The sequence below is a fragment of the Collimonas sp. genome (genome assembly GCF_039923675.1).
Taxonomy (GTDB): Bacteria; Pseudomonadota; Gammaproteobacteria; order Burkholderiales; family Burkholderiaceae_D; genus Collimonas.
In genome coordinates this window covers 1-17,293 of sequence record NZ_JBDTCG010000002.1, presented here as the reverse complement: position 1 = coordinate 17,293, position 17,293 = coordinate 1, and the positions used below count along the sequence as shown (strand labels likewise).

Here is a 17,293-nt window from a genome sequence, read left to right as displayed (position 1 = left end):
CACCCTGGTGGATTTCAGCAACAATAATTCTGCCGCCCGTACGCTCACCGGCGTAGCGGCTGGCGACATCACGTCGGCGGCCAGCGTCGATGCGGTCAATGGCGGCCAGTTGTTCCAGACTAACCAGAATGTAACTAATCTGGATAGCCGTGTGACGACTGTAGAAAATAATTTCGATAATGGCGTGATCGGTTTGGTCAAGCAGGATGCCGTCACCCATGACATCACGGTAGCTGGCGACAAGGCTGGTTCACTGGTCAATCTCGCCGGTACCGACGGCAACCGTACTTTGACTGGCGTGGCTGCCGGTGCACTGAGTGCAGGCAGCGCCGATGCGGTCAACGGTTCGCAACTGTTCCAGACCAATACAAACCTCACCAATCTCGGTAATACAGTCACCGGCATCGACGCCCGTGTCACTACGAACGAAGGAGATATCTCTAACCTGTATCAACAGATTGGCGACGGCTCGGTCGGTCTGGTGCTGCAAGATGCCGCCACCAGCAGCATCACCGTGGCCTCGACTACCGGCGGCACGACAGTTGACTTCACCGGCACCGACGGCGCCCGTACCCTGAACGGCGTGGCCAACGGCCTGATCGGCGCCGGCAGCATGCAGGCGATCAACGGCGGCCAGCTGTTCGGCATCCAGAGCGACTGGAACCAGCGTTTCGACGACCTGGTGTCTTCGGGTGACGCCAACTGGCTGGACCTGAAGAACAAGTATGACAACCTGAGCGGCCAGGTTGGTGTTATTGACGATCGTCTGGGGGCCGTTGAATCCGGTCTGGCCGATGGCTCGATTGGTGGCGGCAACGGCGGTGCTGTGACCAACCCTGACAATGGCAACGTGCAGATCGGTAAAGATGCCCAGGCTACCGGCAAGGGATCTGTGGCGGTAGGCAACGGTGCTGTAGCCTCCGGCGACCAGAGCACGGCGATTGGCGACAACACCAATGCCAGCGGCAACAACTCGGTAGCGCTGGGTAACGGTTCGGTAGCGGATCGCGACAACTCTGTGTCGATCGGTTCCGCCGGTAACGAACGTCAGCTGACCAACGTGGCCGATGGCACACAGGCTACCGATGCGGTCAACCTGCGCCAGCTGGATGGTGCGGTTGCAGGTTTGCGTGGCGACATCAACAGCGCACGTGCCGATGCCGCAGGTGGTACGGCGGCAGCGATGGCTATGGCTAGCATGCCGCAGCCAACCGGGCCGGGCATGAGCATGATGTCGGTGGGTGCCGCCACCTATGCCGGTCAGACCGGTATGGCGGTTGGTGTCTCCCACGTTACCCGGGATAACCGCTGGGTTGTGAAAGCCGCCGGTAATTCCAGCAGCCGCGGGAACTTCGGCGCGTCTGTCGGGGCTGGCTATCAATGGTAAGCCGTTTTACCCGTCGTCCTGAGTAGTTGATGTCGATATGCCCGGTAGTGGAAACACTGCCGGGCATTTTTTTTAGCAAGCTGGTTCGTTTGCTTGCCGAGTTGACCCGATCAGTTTGACCCGCCCGCCATACCCTCGCGAACACCGCGACCCTGTCATAAGATTCCACAAAACCCAATTCCTTCGGGTCTTCATGGATCTGCTTCAATGTGCGCCGTTGCTTGCGTGATTTGGCCACCTCGGTCTTGAGCAAAGCCGATAGCTGGAACGCCTATTTGTCGATTGCACTGGGCGAACGCCGCTCCGCGTAGGACGGCTCCGTGATTTCCGTGCGCAGATAGCGCCGGACAGTGTTTCTGGAGATGCCAAGACGCCTGGCGATCTCTCTTAGGGGGGCTGGTCGCGAATGTTCCAGTGTCGAATAATGCCTGGTAATACTATGTCGATTACTCCGATCGCCTACTCAATGTTGTGAGTAGGATTGTGTCTTAAACTGATCGCGGTGACATCCCTTCTGTTCGTATGCGTTTTGTTGAATAATCGCTAAATAGCCGAATTCTCATACCCAATTTATCAGTTTCAGATTGATCCCATTTATCAAACTGAAAATCACTTATAAGATGGTCTGATCTGCTACATCCCATCGCAAAAACTTCCCTTTTCCCTTTCTTTTTTTGAGCCACTGAACGCTTTGCCGTTACTTGTCGGCAAAGTGAATAGGCTTTGTGCCGCCCCTATGGGAATGTACCTACTGTCGATAAAGATACGAAAATTCGCATCGACAAATTTCTATTAATTTTGTGTTTTTTTGCAAAAAAAATGTAAGGTTATTGTTATTGTTTCGACTACATGCGGATCACATCATTGTGCTTTTGGAATCGCCCGGATGCGGAGTTGAACGCAGATCGGCATATTTCATAAATGTCTCTCGGTTTCAGGGAGTCAACACTATTTTCCGGAAGGGATAATTTGTAGGCATCCCCCTATCGCTTACATAACATAACAATGCAAAAAAATAGTGTCAGGATATTTGTAATGAAAAATTCGCAACGCCGTTTTCCGCTACGAGCGAATGCAATGATGCTGGCTGGTATTGCCGGCATGTCTCTGTTGCCAATACATCAGGCGAGTCATGCGGCGGACTTGCCTATGGTCCCGATGACGTCGTCGGGCAGCCTGCTGCGGCAAAACCTGCCATTGTTCTCACCCGTACCGGCCAGCCAGTCGGCTGCCGACAGTAACGCCGGCGCAGATCTTCAGACAGCAACTGTGCAGACACTGCAAAGCGCGGAACCGCGCGTGCGCGTACTGCGCTTTGTACAGAGCGAAGCCTTGCCGGAGCCGGCGGCGACCAACGTGCGCGCCATGTTCGCGCAGGTTGAAGGACGCGAGTTGCGTTTTTCCCAGGTCGCGCGGGTGCGCAACGCGCTGAACACAATATTGCGGCGGGAAGCCGGCGTGCTCACCTATGCGACGCTGCCTTCCCAGGAAGTGAACGACGGCACAGTACGCTTCGAGATTCATCATGGACGCATAGCGAAAGTTGCGCTCGACAACACATCGTTGGTGTCGACACCCGTGCTGACACAAACCATATGGACACCGGTATCCGCAGCAGCGCCCGACTTGGCTGAAATCGAGCAGGCGGTCCGCAGGATGGAAGCTTTGCCGGGCGTCGCGCACGTACAACCGATGCTATCGCCCGGGCAAGAGATCGGCACGACTGACGTCGTGCTGCAGGTGACGCCTGCTCCGCGCGTACATGGCGTTGTACTGGCAGACAACTCCGGCTCGGCTACCTCGGGGCGCAACCGTGTCGGTGCGCAGTTGGCGATCAACAGTCCGCTCGGCATCGGCGACCAACTGCAGGGCGTCGTATTCTATGCACCACCCAAGGGCCAGTCCAGTTCCAGCGAAGGCGGCAATACGGTGATCGGCCAGGCGTCGTATGAACTGCCGCTAGGCTACGGTGGCGTGCGAGGTGGCGCGTCGTTCACACGGGTCCAATACCGGCAGGGGGGAGCAGATCAAGACGTGTTCGATGGCAACGGCAGCGCCGACGTCGTCAGCGTCTATATTAACAAGCCACTGCTCGATCACGCCGATGCGCATCTGACGATCGGTGCAATGCTCGACCATAAGCGCTTGCGCGACGGTTTTGTGGGAATCGATTCCAAACGCAATTCAGTCGTGGGCGGCATCAAATTATTCGGCGACCAGGCGGGCACGCTAGCCGGCAGATCGAACGCGTTGCAGTTCGACGCCGCCATTCAGATCGGCTCTCTCCAGCAGAAGGAGCTCGGCATATTCGATTTCGGCGGCTCCTCGACCGCTGGACGTTTCAGCAAGTTCAACGGCAATGTCCAATATGCGCAAAGCATTGGTGCGGGATTCTCCGCAACGCTGAAGAGCAGTCTGCAGCTGGCAAGTCGTCATCTGGATGGTTCCGAACAGATGTCGCTCAGCGGCACGCAAGGAGTGCGCGGCTACGGCCCCGACCTGACCGGCGTCGATCGTGGCGCCTTGCTGCAAGCATCCTTGAATCATGCCATTGAAGCCGTGTCGGGGCTGACGGCGAGCGTGTTCTATGACTATGGCCGCGGGCAGGTCAACAAGCAGCAGTCGTTCGACGGTGCCGCAAATACGTTTACGGCACAGTCGCCTGGCATCGGACTGAACTATCAATATCAGCAAAAAGCTGCACTGAGTCTGAATCAGGCATGGCCTGTCGGTGCGCCGCCGCAAGGACAACCTGCATCGACGCGCGGGCAGACATGGTTGAGCGGGATGCTGGCATTTTGAACATTGCTTTTGCGTGTAGTTGCGCGAAGGCTAACAAGTCTGGGCTACGCCGCCAAGGCGCAGCCTGACAAACCGGTTGATGCGCAAGTATCGACTTTTGAAGTTGTAAATGTTAATGGAGTATTTTTATGGGCAGTAAATACATGATGAAGAATCAAATATCCCGACTGAAGCCGCTCGCGGCGTCAGTGTCTTTATTGCTTGCAGCTGGCCATGCCGGTGCAGTAGGCGTCGGTACCGTCGCCGGCGGCGCGGCGACGATCGGCACCAGTGGCACGACGACCACCATCAACCAATCGACTGATCGCGCGATTGTCAATTGGAACAACTTCAACATCGGCGCCAATGAGACGGTGCAAATCAACCAGCCGAACGCAAAGTCAGCAATTCTGAACCGCGTCAACTCGGCCAATAGTACGCAGATCGACGGCGCTCTGAACGCCAACGGCCGCGTTTTCGTGATTAACCCGAACGGCGTAGTAGTTGGCAAGACAGGTACAATCAACGCCAATGGCGTCGTTTTATCAACCTTGGATGTGTCCGATGGCTTGTTCATGCGGGCGCCAACCGGTTCCGGGGCAGATGTACTGCAGTTCCGCAAGGCGGCTGGCGCAGCGAATGCGGCGGTGGTGAATGACGGTACGATCAATGCAGGCAATGGTGGGGTATCCCTGTTTGGCAGCCAGGTGATCAACGGCGCAACCGGTGCGATCACCGCCAAGGGCGATGCACTTATCAACGCTGGCGACACCGGCCTGAGTGGTGTCAATCTAGTGGCGAGCAATTCGATTGACTTGTATCAAAACAAGGGTGCCCCCGACGCGTACAGCAATACCCAACTGGGTAACTACGTTCCTGACGGTCTGGTGGCGAATGACGGTACGATTAAGGTAGATGCGGGCAACGTAACGCTGCTGTCCCAAGCCGGGGTCAGCACATCGAATGAGACCTTGCGCAACACCGGTGCAATCACAGCGACTGCCGCGACCACCGAGGTTAACGGCCGGTTTTATCCGGTCGGTGGCACCGTGGGCATCACCAATAATGGCGAAGGCCTAGCAACCCACGTTGGTGGCTCGATCGACGGCCAGAATGTGAACGTCGCTGCCAAGAGCAACACGCTCATCGACGGTACCATCAACGCGGTCAACAACCTGTCTGCCAGCGCCTATGCGCCAAACAAGGATGCCGTGCTGACGGTCGCTGATAATGCTAAGTTGAACGGCAACTATGTTGCCGTGAGTGGCGATTACGTCACAGTTGACGGTAACCTCACCGCTGGTGTCGGGGTGCAGGTTACCGGCGGAACACAGGCCACCGTCCGTGAAGGCGCACTCAACGCGCCGGACTGGACCATCACCTCCGCCGGCACAACCACAACCGGTAAGGGGCAAAATGGCGCGCCGGTGTATGGCGCTGACGGCTATGACCAATACGGTTACGACCGTAACGGCTACGATCGCGCTGGTTTCGACAAGGCCGGCTACAACGCAGCCGGCTTCGATCGCAGCGGCTTCAATGCGGCCGGTATCGACAAGGATGGCTATAACCGCCAGGGTTTCAATGCCCAAGGTTATGACCGCAGTGGCTTCAACGCTCAGGGCTTCGACAAAGACGGCTATAACCGTCAAGGCTTCAATATCGCCGGTTTCGGTCGCGACGGCTTCAATGCAGCCGGCTTCGACAAGGATGGTTATGGCCGCGACGGCTACAACGCCGCTGGCTTTGATCGCAATGGCGTCGCCCGGCCAGTGACAGGCAACCCGAATCTGGTCGGCGACCCGGGCGTCTCAGCCACGCCGAACGGCAATGTGTGGGATCTTATCGGCAATTATCCTGCATACGTTCCAGTCTTCGGCCAAGACGGATTCGACCAGCATGGCTACAACCTCTCCGGTATGGACCGCAGCGGTTATAGCCGCACTGGCTACAACGTCGCGGGCATTGATCGCAACGGCGTATCCATCGTCATTCCTGGCTATGCTTTAGACGCTCAGGGCTATGATAAAAACGGCTATAACGCATGGGGTTTTAACAAGTTTGGCTATAATGCCCGAGGCTATGACGCCTACGGCAAAAAGGCTCCTGCTAGCCTGTCGTAAGTTGTATCGCAATCGCTTGCCGGTGACGTGAGCAATTGCGGTTAACTGTCCGAAAGAGATGCAATGTATGCGCATTGCATCTCACTAGTCTACAGTAGCAATGTGCAATATCCGGGCGCACGCAGCGCTGACGACAGGAGAAATCCATGTACCAGAAAATTTTGGTCGCCTACAACGGTTCGGCCGAGAGCCGCGCGGCTTTGCAAGAATGCATTCAGCTTCGTCCGCCTGGCTCCGCCGAAATCCATCTGCTGGGGGTGGTCCACCTTTCGGCATATGGCATGGCGGGAGGTTATGCCCCCGAAATCGTCTGCACCACCAAGACCCAAACGATGCGGCAGGAATTGGATGAAGGGCAGGCGCTGCTGGTTGCCGCCGGCCTGAACCCGGTCATCCATCTGGAAATAGGCGAACCTGTCGATGTCATCGGTACGCTGGCTGACCGGCTGAAGATAGAGCTGGTCATTGTCGGCCATTCTCGCCGCAAGACGCTTGCCGCGCGCTGGTGGCGCGGCGATACGGATGCCTTGCTGGTCGAACGGCTTGGTTGCAGCATCCTCGTTGCTGTCCATGGCTGATCAGCGCAGCCATCCCTGGCAATTGCACTTACGTGGCTGATCTGCTTCCCGCCGGTCTGGAATCCAGGCATGGCGCAGCAGCTGCGCATTCATGCTACATTTAGTTACAAGAGGTTGCTTGGTTGCTGCCTGATTGTTACTTGTTGAAATGAGGGCAACAGCCGATAAGCCGTTGGCCAAGCCGGCCTTGCTTTCCGGCGCAGCAATCGAAGCAAAAGGGACGTGGTTAATGAAAATTTTTTTCGGTTCGGTCGCCAACCGCATCTTCATCACTTTGCTGATGGGGATACTGATCACGATAGTGGCGATGCGTGGCGTGGCGGTCTATGAGAACTACGAATCCAAAGCGGACACGGAAGAGTTGCAGATCGCCAAACGCATAAAGATGTTCGTCTTCGCCAGTGAAGAGCTGAATGCCAACGAGCGCGAACATGTGCTGGCGCTCAGTGATAATGTCGATATCGAACTGAGCCTGGTGAAAAAAAATGTGCCAGTCGTCAATGACAACCCGTCGCTCGCCAGCACCATCCAGGAAGAGCTGGGCAATGGCCGCAGCGTGATTGTCGCCAGGGAGACGGGCTGCAAGCAGAGAACGCGGCGTGGCTCGCATTTTCTGGCCAGCGCGCGCGAGTGCCAGGCTGCCTATATCGGCCTGAAAACCGGCGACGTGCTGAAAGCGAAATTCCGGGTGTTGCGGCCGGGGTTGCAATGGACGCCGCATCCTTCCGCTCCGCTCAGTTTCTTTCTGTTGCTGGTGGCCGGCCTGGCTTATCTGGTCGCCCGCATGACTACGCGCCCGATCCGCCATCTGGCCAATGCCGCCGGCGAGCTGGGACGTGATATCGACCGGCCGTCGCTGGACGAACGCGGGCCGACCGAAGTGCGCCAGGCCGCGATTGCTTTCAACGCCATGCAGGCGCGCATCAAACAGCAGATCCAGCACCGCACCAATATCCTGGCGGCGATCACCCACGATTTGCAAACGCCGCTGACCCGCTTGCGCCTGCGCTTGGAAAAAGTCGGCGATGGCGAGTTGCGCGAGAAGCTGGTGCAAGATCTGGGAGTCATGCAGAGCATGGTGCGCGAAGGGCTGGATCTTGCGCGCAGCGCCGATTCGAGCGAACCCATGCAGAAACTCGATATCGACTCGCTGCTCGACAGCGTCTGTGCCGATGCGGTCGACGCCAACCAGGACGCCACCCTGGAAGGGCGCACCGGCGCCTCGGTCATGGCGCAGCCGAATACGCTGCGGCGCTGTCTGACCAACCTGGTCGACAATGCCATCAAATATGGCCACCATGCGCGGCTGCAGGTCGCACGCGAAGAGAATGAGATCGTCATCAGGATTCGCGATGCCGGGCCGGGCGTGCCGGCGGATCATCTGGAGGCGGTATTTGTGCCGTTTTTCCGGCTGGAGACATCGCGTTCGCGCAATACCGGCGGCACCGGCCTGGGGCTGACGATTGCCCGCAATATCGCCGAAAACCATCGCGGCCGGCTGCTCCTGCGCAATCATCCGGATGGCGGCCTGGAGGCGATTTTACGGTTTCCGGCAAGGAGCTGAGCGGCGCTGGTTGGATGCGCGCGGGCCAATGGCGATGGCAATGCCTGGTGCAATTGTACTGACATGGGGTGCAATTGCACTGCTATGCAGAGATTGCGGCAGCGGGTATAAAGTGCTGCGTGCCAGCGCGCATCCATGCGTCCACGGCCAACCAACCAAGAGCACCTTATGAACGCCGAGAATCCAGCCGCCGAGGCATCAGACATGCCATCGCCGCCGCCACGCAAGCAGTGGTCAAACGATAGCACTGTTGATAATCTGAAATTTGCGCCTTTCATGCTGATCGACGGCAGTCCGACGTCGCTGGTGCTGTTCGATTTTCATTTTGAACGCAAGGCGCATATCTTCAAGGAACATGCCGAGCCAGGCTGGAGCGGCAGTGGCCGCGACTGGAATGCGGTGGCGCAGGTGATCGTTGCGGAACAGCTGCCCGAGGCCGCAGGCAAATTGAATTTCGATTCTGACGCCAGCCTGTTTTCGGTGTCGGGAGATAAAGCGGCTGTGGTGAAACTGGGGAGTGCATTGAAAATCGCTTTCGATGACGAACACGTTCTCAGGGATATCTTGTTTCGTGCCACATTGATTAAATGAGTTAACCTGACCTCGAAAAACGCTGTCATCCTCGCGTACGCGGGGATCCTTCCCGGAGCGTAAAGGCTGGGCGCCCCTTGGATTCCCGCGTTCGCGGGAATGACCCGGTCAGGCTGACCAGGGCGCTAAGCGCTGACCAGACGCAGCCAATGCAAGGTAGAGTCCTCTTCGTCCGGTCCGCGCAATTTGCTGTCGACGACGTGCTTCAAATGCTTCTGGTAGGTTTCCCGCCGGCTTCTCTTGTAGGCTTTTTTCTTCAATTGCCGGCTGCGTCCTTCGGCATAGCGCGCAATGTTTCCGAATAGCGTGAACAGCTCGGGGTCGTCCTGCAGTTTGATCGCTAGCTGATGCCAGATGCCGTCTTCGTTCCAGCGCCGGAACCGCATGTAGATGGTATTCCAGTTGCCAAACCGAAGCGGGACGTTGATCCATAGCTGCTGGCCGCCGGAGATCCACAGTACAGCCTCGATGAACAGCCTGTTGTCGCGGCCCTTGGCGCCGGGATCGCCAGCTTTCCCGTGCAGCATCGGCGCCAGTTTCTGCCATTGATCATCTCGAAGTTCAGTCATGATTTCTAGTGCTTTTCAGTTCGGTAAATTTTTTCGGTGTCGCGTATCTGTGCCGGTCTTTGCCGGTCGATCAAGTCAATCTGCCTCCCGCTTGCCGGCGGCTTCCTGTCGTCCGTTTCAACCACATGCCGTTAAGGAGCTACAGCCACTGCGGTAGCGCTACCAAGCTGCGGCGGCAAAACTCCATCCCGATTGCAATAGGACCGATGGCCGTAGCCGCTTGCGCGCCAGGCAGGGCCGTGACATTGTCATATCTATATCAAGTGTATTGTGTTGTAATTGCATGTAACTTTGTGTATCAATCATATGATGCCAGATTTTTGAAATTTCCGCCTTTGCGTGCGTTCCGTTGCAGCATTTGGAAAAATCTGCCGGAAAGCATGCGCCTAAACGGGCCTCGCAACCGTATCGCTGGACAAGCGTTGGAATGCGTAGCCGTCATGCTAAGATCGCCCCACGATCACAACGGAGAGCACTATGGCTTTTAAAGAAACCAAGGGAAACAAAACCATCGAAGCACTGGTAGCGCCGGCGCCGGGAGGGATGTTCAAGGGCGTGGTCAAGGTATCGACGCAGCGCGGCGAGCAGGTGTTCGTGCAAACCATCGGCAAAGGCTGCGGCCGTCCGGTAAAGAGCGAACAAGCGGCGCTTGAGTTGGCTGAACGCGAAGCGCGGCGCTTGATAGGGTAGTGAAGCCGAGTAGTGAAGCCGGGTAGTGCAGCCGGCTAGTGAAGCAACAGCGTTAGCCGCGCTAAAACCAGAGCCGCCTGTTTTCAGGCGGTTTTTTTTGCCTGGGATTTCTTGTGGTCCGGCAGATATTTTCCTGACGCCAAAGCTACCACTTGCACCCGCCGTCTTTTTTCGACAGCACGGCATCCGCCGCCAGGAACAGCGGCGCCAGAAGTCCCGTGGAACTGTAGCTGTTGAGGCAGTCCGCGCGGGCGCCGCGCTGTATATCTTGCGCCAGGCGGCTATCCGGGTTGCCGGCTTCGAGAGGATGGTTCTGTAATTGCGCTACGGCGCGGTCGTCGCGCATGGCCGGGTCCTTCGACATCTTGCCGGCCATTTTCAGCGCGGCGTCGAGATTGATGTGCGGTGGCTGCGGGTGGATCGTTGCCGGCGCTGCATTTGTCACGGTCTCAGTCGCCTCGCTCGTCATTTGGGGAAGTGTTGGCAACTGTGGCGCGGACTTTTTCGGGACATCCGCCTTGGCGGTCCGGGTATCGCGCAGCGCCGCATGTGGTTTGGGCAGCGCCGTTTGTACCGGCGCCAGGTGCGGCTGCGGCGCAGGCAGCAGCAACAAGGTCATTTCCGGCAGCGCACGACGGGCTGCTTCGACCGGCGCCGGTTCGTGCAGCAAGAACAAGCGCAACAGGCCGACGTGCAGCAACAGCGATAGCAATATGCCCCATCGCATTGCACGAGAATGTCGAGCCGGTGGCCAGCGCAATTCCTTAGACATTTTCTCTTCTCACGGTTGAAGCGCGGTTGAGGCCGAGGTCAGGAAATTTGTTCCTCGGCCGCTGGCGACGCCTGGCTGTCCGGCGCATAGCACAACAAGTCGCCCGGCTGGCAATCGAGGTAGCGGCAGATTGCTTCCAGGGTTTCCAGCCGCACGCCTTTCACCTTGCCTTGTTTCAGCAACGACAAATTCTGTTCGGTGATGCCGATGGCGGCCGCAAGGTCCTTCGATTTCGCCTTGCGTTTTGCCAGCATGACGTCCAGCGTGATCACGATACTCATCTAGATCCTCAAACGAACTGCCGGTTTTCGGCATCGACTTCGCTGGCGCGTTGCAGGATACGGGCGATGACTGTGATGGAGGCAGCGATGAACAGCGAGACCACTTCGTCGGTACCGACGCCGATGGTGACCACGCGGTGGCCTGTGCCGCGCAGTATCGTCAGCCACACGCTCGATAACGGCTGGCAGAGAACACCCAGTACTACCCACCAGGCAATGCTGCGGCCTACGCGGCCGAGAAGGATGGCGGCCTCCGGCGAAAAATATTCACCGGAGGCATAGCGCTTGAACAGGGCGCGCAATTGATACAGGCCATATCCCAGCGCCAGGAACGGGATCACGCTGAGGATGACTGCGCCCAGCAATTGCCACGCAGGCAGGCTGGCCGGATTGATCCCGAGCGAAGTAGCGGCGTTGCTAACCTCGGAGAACAACGCAAATACATCGGGAAATAGCCAGCTGCCGATATTGAAGGCCAGCATGGCGATCAGCAACAACATGGTGACGCTCGCCATGCGCTGGCTAGTCTGCGCAATACGATCTTGTTTCATGTACAGTCCTGTTTTTGGCGATGTGTTATCTAGGGAAGCTCAGATGAAGCGACGCGTAGAATTTGAAGGGATTCTTCAAATCCGCTACCGCCTGACTCACTCTGCCGGCATGAAAGCCGATCTGCAACGTGCCATGGATACCGAACCGCGGCATGAGTATCCACGCAAAGCAGAATAGCAACATGGCAATCGCCAGCCCTGTGCTGAGGGCTGCGATGCAGCGGCGAAGGAGAGTGAGGAGATCTTGCTTCACGACACGTCCTTGTTCAAAGAATGGCCGTATTTTAATCTATAATTATCGTAAAACAGTAATAAATTACGATTTTTGAATATTCCTCAAAAATTTACACAAAGCTGATCGCTGGCCGTTCAGGCGACTTTATGTTTTCCTGGAAGCCGGTTCTTGAATTTTCCGCTCGCCAGTGCGGTTCCCAACAGCACAATGAAGCAGCCGGCCAGTGTGACCGGCGTAATTTTTTCGTCGAGAAACAGCGCTCCCCAGAGCAGCCCGAAAACCGGGATCAGGAACGTCACAGATGCTGCATAGGTTGCACCCACCCGTTCGATCAGCCGGAAATACAGAATGTAGGCGAAGCCGGTGCAAACGATGCCGAGCGCCGCCACATACGCCCAGCTGGAGGCGGCAATGGCGTGCCGCGGCCAGAACGGTATGGCTGCGGGCAGCAGCACAATCGTGGCAAAGAACTGGCTGCCGAACGCCACCACCGTCGGCTTCACGCCGGCCAGATGGCGTTTTGAATAATTCACCGCGAACCCGTAACACACGGCTGCCAGCAGCGCGGCGGCGATTGCCGGCGGCACGCCCGGAATGCCGGCAGCCAAGGTGTCCCGCACCAGCAGCACGACGCCGGCCAGGCCCAGCAACAAGCCGGATATCTGCTGGCGGCTCATGCCGACCTGGAACCAGGCTGCGGCGATGAGGGCGGTCCAGATCGGGGTAGTCGCATTCAGGATGGAGTCGAGGCCGGCGTTGACGGACAGGGCGGAATAGGCAAACAGGCCGAAGGGAATCGCCGAGTTGCTGATGCCGACCACGAACAGCGGCCATGCCTTGCGCCTGAACTCGCTGCGAGCGGCAGCGCTGCGTAGCGCCGGCGCCAAGATGATGGCGGCGATGCCGACGCGTAGCGTGATCAGGGCGATGGGGCCGAATTCCGGCGCGGCGATGCGCAGGAACAGGAAGGACGCGCCCCAGATGGCGGCGAGGAGTAACAGTTCAAGCAGGTTCATGGCGAGCGCCGATCAGTGTGGAAGCGGCAAGCGCCGCGAACCTGAACGATACGGCCGATCGCAATGGAAGAAACTCTGGTTCTTGTGGTTGAATTCCAACGTCAACATGATTGATGCAACCCCGACATATAGGTCGGAAGGTTGGGCCGCGCTTGGCTAACCCAACCTGTATGTCATGGCTTACACGGGCTATTGCGCCAGGCGCTTGACCAGACGATAGAGAAATTCGCGGCTTTCATACACGCGTGCAATTTCAACCCGCTCGTCCAGCCCGTGCGTGCGGCGGTCGGACGGTTCTACAAACAGTCCCGAGACGCCATACATGGGAATCCCCGCATTGCGCATGGTGCTGCTGTCGGTAGCGCCGGTGCTCATGGCGGGCACCACCGGCACGCCTGGCCACATCTCCTGAGTCAATGCTTCCACCGTTTTCATCAGGTCGCCGTTGAGCGGCGAGGCCGGGCTGAGCAGCGGCTTGCTGGTATAGCGCACGGTGATCTTGTCGTTGTTGATCACCTGCTTGAGCTGGCGGTCGATATCGGCCGGGTCGTCTTGCGGCAGGATGCGGCAGTTCACCGTGGCCTTGGCCGACTGCGGCAGGGCGTTTTCGGCGTGGCCGGCGTTGACCATGGTCGCCACGCAGGTGCTGCGCAGTTGGGCGTTGTAGTCGGGGATGGCCGACAGGCGTTCGATGGCGGCGGCGTCCGGCTTGCCGCCGTCGACCGCGCGCATGTCGGCCGCCAGCTGGCCGCTGGCGAACGGTGCGCTGCGGGCGAAATAGCCGGTGGTGACTTCGGCCAGATGCACCGGGAAGCGATAGTCGCCGAGTCTGGTCAGAGCAGCAGAGATGGCATAGATGGGATTGTTGGCGTGCGGCGTCGAGCTGTGGCCGCCGGCGTCGCGCGCTTCCAGTTCGTAGGTGGTATAGATTTTTTCGGCTACCTGGATGCGGTGCAGGTTGGGTTTGCCGTCGCGCAGCTCGCCGCCGCCGCCTTCGTTGATGCCGAACTCGGCTTTCAGCAACTCGGGTTTGTTGGCGATCAGCCATTTGGCGCCGTTGCTTTCGACGTCGCCGCGTTCTTCATCGGTGGTCAGCGCCAGGATGATGTCGCGGCTGGGCTTGAAGCCTTCCTGCTTGAGCTGGCTCAATATCGAGACGAAGGCTGAGGCCATGGCTTTGTCGTCGATCGAGCCGCGCGCCGTGAAGTAACCGCCGGTTTCCTGCAATTGGAACGGATCGGTTTTCCAGTCTTCGCGCTTGGCTTCGACCACATCGATATGCGCCAGCAACAGCAGGGGCTGCTTGCTGCCGTTGCCCTTGAAACGCAGCACCAGGTTGCCTTTGCGCGGGAACGGTTCGATCACCTGGACCGCATCGGCGCTGAAGCCGGCGGCCAGCAGATGCTTTTCCATGGCGTGCGCGGCTTTGGTGGTATCGCCCGCAGAGTGCGAGGTGTTGATTTCGACCAGCTCTTTGTACAGATCATGATAACGCTGCTGTTCAGGTGTGAGCGTCTGGGCGGACGCCATCGCGCCAAGTACGGCCAGGCTGAGTGCGACGATGGTCTTCATCGGTAACCGGCGAATCTGCATTTTCATGAATTTCCTTTTTGATGGGTTGGCTGAATCTTTGGCGAAATCAACTTGTCTCCTGATTAGTTACCAGCCTAAGATTGAGGATAAAAAGCCTGTCCCGACTGAAATTTCGTCGTCCCCGCGAACGCGGGGGTCCATCTTAAGTAGCTGATTTAACATGGATTCCCGTGTTCGCGGGAATGACGCTGCTGAGGTTTTTATACTGAAAAATGTGTCACCTGAGATAGGTAACTAATCAGGACTTGTCTTGCACAGCTCGTCGGGAATCTCCAGGTTCATTATCGCTGAACTCAGACATTTTCCGTGGGCATCGAGCGCCAGCGAACGCGTCACGCCGCCGCCCAGAGCGCGCTGCATGACGAAGTTCAGCGCGCCAAGCTTAGGCAGCGCGTAGCGCACGACCTCGCCGCCGGCAATCTCTGCGAAATGCTGCTTCACCCGTTCCGGCGTGAGGTAGCTCTCCAGAAAAGCATAATCTTTTTCGCGATAAGCGATGACGGAAATATTCGAAATGTCGCCTTTATCGCCGGCGCGGGAATGGGCAAGGTTGCGTAGTTTCATGTCAGTCTTCTCCGAAATGTACAGCGGTGCGCACCAGTTCGCGTGGCAGCAGGGTGGATTGCACGGCGACTATCTCCCGCGCAGATTTGGTGACGCCGCCGCCCGCCGCAGGTCCGCAGGTATACAGTGTCTCGACCTCATTGCCGATACGGACCGCTTCGCGCAGGCTGTCGCTGCGAGCCGTTACCCGCGCCCGGACTTCGTAAGGCTCTGCGGTTTGCGCCGACAGTGCTGCGCCGTGGATCGCATCCACGCCAAGCAGGTCATAGCGGATTTCATCGAATTTGACGCCGCTGAGTTGCAGTCTCTCTGCAACGATATCCAGCGCCAGCCGGCCGCGTGCCAGCGCTCCCGGTCCGGCGTAGGAAATCTGGCCTTCGCCGATATAGCTGTCGACATAGCCGATCGATACCTTGAGCGTAGCCGTCCTCGGGTGTCCGCTCGCGCCTTGCACCAGCACGCGGTCCGGTCCGATTTCTGTCACGCTTGCCGTGGAAAAATCCGCCACCACGTCAGGCGTGAAATGCGCGGCGGGGTCATGTATCTCGTACAGCAGCTGCTCCTTGCAGGTGGCCGCTGTTACCTGGCCGCCGGATCCCGCCACCTTGGTGATGACAACCGATCCATCTTCCGCTACCTCGCCGATGGGAAAGCCGAGCCGCGCCAGCCCTGGCACATTCTTGTAGCCGGGATCGACGAAGTAGCCGCCGCTGATCTGGCCCGCGCATTCCAGCAGGTGGCCGACCAGCGTGCCTTGTCCCAGCCTGTGCCAGTCATCCATGGCCCAGTCGAATTCGTGGATCAGCGGCGCCAGGAACAGGGCCGGATCGGCGACGCGGCCGGTGATGACGACATCGGCACCCTGCGCCAGCGCTGCCACCAATGGCGCCGCGCCGATATAGGCGTTGGCGGACAGCAGCCTGTTGCCGAGCGCATTGACCGGCGTACCCTGATCGCTGAGGTATTCGCCGGTCTTTAAGATCTCCAGCACATCGTCGCCGGTTATCGCGGCAACCTTGAGATCGAGCTGCAAGGCGCGCGCCATTTCCCTCACCTTGGCGGCTGCGGCGAGTGGATTGGCCGCCCCCATATTGGTGATGATCCGGACTTTTTTTTCGCTGCAGATGCGCAGCACGGCCTGCATCCGCTGTTCCAGCAGGGGGTCGTAGCCTAGTGCCGGATGCTTCATCCTGGTTTGCTGCGCCAGGGCGATGGTGCGCTCGGCCAGGCATTCGAACACCAGATAGTCGATCTCGCCTTTTTCGGCCAGTTCGACGGCGGGCTCGATACGATCGCCGGAATAGCCGGCGCCGGCACCGATTCTGACAGGTCTCTGTTTACTCACATTGCGCTCCAGGTCTGGTTCTGTTCTTACAAAGGAAATACGCCGATCACGACACAGGTGATGGTCATGAGGACCGAGGCAGCGAACAGATATTTAAAGGTGTATTTCTGGTGGTCGGCGAGGTCGATGCCCGCCAGGCCGGCCACCAGGAATGTGGCAGGTGTCAGCGGGCTGACCGGAAAGCCGGTGGTCATCTGTCCTAGCAGGGCGGCTTGCGCCACATGCAGCGGTTGCACGCCCAGCATGTGGCTGACTTCGGCGATTACCGGCAGCACGCCGAAGTAGAAAGAATCGGGATCGAACAGCATCGACAGCGGCATCGACAGCAGCCCCAGCACCACCGGGATATGCGAAGCCATGGACGGCGGCACGAAACCGACCGCCATGTTGGCCATGGCCGTCAGCATGCCGGATTTGCTCATGATGCCGGTGAACACGCCGGCGGCGAACAGGATGCTGGCCATCAGCAGGGCGGCCTTGGCATGGGCGTCGATGCGGGCCCGCTGCATGTCGACGTTGCGGTAATTGATCATCAGCGCCAGCACCACGCCGATCATGAACATCACCACCGGATCGATTTTTCCGCTGATCATGACGCCGAGTACAAACACGGTCAGCACGATATTGATCCAGAAATTTCGTGGCCGGCGGAT

17 protein-coding genes and 1 pseudogene are annotated in these 17,293 nt (G+C 58.4%); 8 read left to right on the top strand and 10 right to left on the bottom strand.

Annotation, left to right across the window (positions count from 1 at the left end; translation table 11 throughout):
• A partial coding sequence (locus ABI171_RS00265; protein WP_348090617.1) for a YadA-like family protein occupies positions 1 to 1,387 on the top strand: 1,387 nt, incomplete at its 5' end.
• 271 nt (positions 1,388 to 1,658) lie between these two features.
• Here the strand turns inward: ABI171_RS00265 and ABI171_RS00260 are convergent.
• Positions 1,659 to 1,769 carry a hypothetical protein gene (locus ABI171_RS00260; RefSeq protein ID WP_348090618.1) on the bottom strand — a complete coding sequence of 37 codons (111 nt, stop codon included), beginning with the start codon at positions 1,767 to 1,769 and terminating at the stop codon, positions 1,659 to 1,661.
• Between the two features lie 653 nt (positions 1,770 to 2,422).
• Between ABI171_RS00260 and ABI171_RS00255 the strand changes: the two genes are divergently transcribed.
• From ABI171_RS00255 to ABI171_RS00235, 5 genes are all read left to right on the top strand, one after another.
• A complete protein-coding gene (locus ABI171_RS00255; protein WP_348090616.1) occupies positions 2,423 to 4,189 on the top strand; it encodes a ShlB/FhaC/HecB family hemolysin secretion/activation protein in 1,767 nt (588 codons plus the stop codon).
• Between the two features lie 143 nt (positions 4,190 to 4,332).
• The gene (locus ABI171_RS00250) at positions 4,333 to 6,291 is read left to right on the top strand and encodes a filamentous hemagglutinin N-terminal domain-containing protein (protein WP_348090615.1); all 1,959 of its coding nucleotides are present in this window, start codon (positions 4,333 to 4,335) and stop codon (positions 6,289 to 6,291) included.
• 146 nt (positions 6,292 to 6,437) lie between these two features.
• Positions 6,438 to 6,869: a universal stress protein gene (locus tag ABI171_RS00245; protein ID WP_348090614.1), complete on the top strand. Its 432-nt coding sequence runs from the start codon at positions 6,438 to 6,440 to the stop codon at positions 6,867 to 6,869.
• A gap of 229 nt (positions 6,870 to 7,098) precedes the next feature.
• Positions 7,099 to 8,433, top strand: a complete 1,335-nt coding sequence (locus ABI171_RS00240) for an ATP-binding protein (RefSeq protein ID WP_348090613.1) — start codon at positions 7,099 to 7,101, stop codon at positions 8,431 to 8,433.
• A gap of 168 nt (positions 8,434 to 8,601) precedes the next feature.
• On the top strand, positions 8,602 to 9,024 hold the full coding sequence (locus ABI171_RS00235; RefSeq protein ID WP_348090612.1) for an Imm51 family immunity protein: 423 nt from the start codon (positions 8,602 to 8,604) through the stop codon (positions 9,022 to 9,024).
• Between the two features lie 125 nt (positions 9,025 to 9,149).
• Here ABI171_RS00235 and ABI171_RS00230 read toward each other — a convergent pair whose 3' ends face one another.
• On the bottom strand, positions 9,150 to 9,593 hold the full coding sequence (locus ABI171_RS00230) for a transposase (RefSeq protein WP_348090611.1): 444 nt from the start codon (positions 9,591 to 9,593) through the stop codon (positions 9,150 to 9,152).
• A 477-nt stretch (positions 9,594 to 10,070) separates the two neighbouring features.
• Between ABI171_RS00230 and ABI171_RS00225 the strand changes: the two genes are divergently transcribed.
• Positions 10,071 to 10,283, top strand: a complete 213-nt coding sequence (locus ABI171_RS00225) for a hypothetical protein (RefSeq protein ID WP_348090610.1) — start codon at positions 10,071 to 10,073, stop codon at positions 10,281 to 10,283.
• A gap of 145 nt (positions 10,284 to 10,428) precedes the next feature.
• On the opposite strand, the gene ABI171_RS00220 is transcribed toward ABI171_RS00225, so the two are convergent.
• The 3 genes from ABI171_RS00220 to ABI171_RS00210 are packed head-to-tail and all read right to left on the bottom strand — an operon-like array spanning position 10,429 to position 11,887.
• Positions 10,429 to 11,055 (bottom strand): hypothetical protein, encoded by a 627-nt coding sequence (locus ABI171_RS00220; protein ID WP_348090609.1) that lies wholly within the window; start codon positions 11,053 to 11,055, stop codon positions 10,429 to 10,431.
• Between the two features lie 38 nt (positions 11,056 to 11,093).
• Positions 11,094 to 11,336, bottom strand: coding sequence for a helix-turn-helix transcriptional regulator (locus ABI171_RS00215; protein ID WP_348090608.1), 243 nt, complete (start codon positions 11,334 to 11,336; stop codon positions 11,094 to 11,096).
• 8 nt (positions 11,337 to 11,344) lie between these two features.
• On the bottom strand, positions 11,345 to 11,887 hold the full coding sequence (locus tag ABI171_RS00210) for a DUF2975 domain-containing protein (RefSeq protein ID WP_348090607.1): 543 nt from the start codon (positions 11,885 to 11,887) through the stop codon (positions 11,345 to 11,347).
• A 43-nt stretch (positions 11,888 to 11,930) separates the two neighbouring features.
• Between ABI171_RS00210 and ABI171_RS00205 the strand changes: the two genes are divergently transcribed.
• Entirely contained in the window at positions 11,931 to 12,065 is a 135-nt protein-coding gene (locus tag ABI171_RS00205) for a hypothetical protein (protein WP_348090606.1), read from the top strand.
• 191 nt (positions 12,066 to 12,256) lie between these two features.
• Here ABI171_RS00205 and ABI171_RS00200 read toward each other — a convergent pair whose 3' ends face one another.
• The 5 genes and pseudogenes from ABI171_RS00200 to ABI171_RS00180 form a co-directional block, all read right to left on the bottom strand.
• Positions 12,257 to 13,138: a DMT family transporter gene (locus ABI171_RS00200; RefSeq protein WP_348090605.1), complete on the bottom strand. Its 882-nt coding sequence runs from the start codon at positions 13,136 to 13,138 to the stop codon at positions 12,257 to 12,259.
• 189 nt (positions 13,139 to 13,327) lie between these two features.
• A complete protein-coding gene (locus tag ABI171_RS00195) occupies positions 13,328 to 14,737 on the bottom strand; it encodes a M20/M25/M40 family metallo-hydrolase (RefSeq protein WP_348090604.1) in 1,410 nt (469 codons plus the stop codon).
• A gap of 228 nt (positions 14,738 to 14,965) precedes the next feature.
• The gene (locus ABI171_RS00190) at positions 14,966 to 15,295 is read right to left on the bottom strand and encodes a hypothetical protein (RefSeq protein ID WP_348090603.1); all 330 of its coding nucleotides are present in this window, start codon (positions 15,293 to 15,295) and stop codon (positions 14,966 to 14,968) included.
• 1 nt (position 15,296) lies between these two features.
• Positions 15,297 to 16,640 (bottom strand): acyclic terpene utilization AtuA family protein, encoded by a 1,344-nt coding sequence (locus ABI171_RS00185; RefSeq protein ID WP_348090602.1) that lies wholly within the window; start codon positions 16,638 to 16,640, stop codon positions 15,297 to 15,299.
• A gap of 26 nt (positions 16,641 to 16,666) precedes the next feature.
• Positions 16,667 to 17,293 (bottom strand): annotated as a pseudogene (locus ABI171_RS00180) (citrate transporter); the annotation flags it as partial.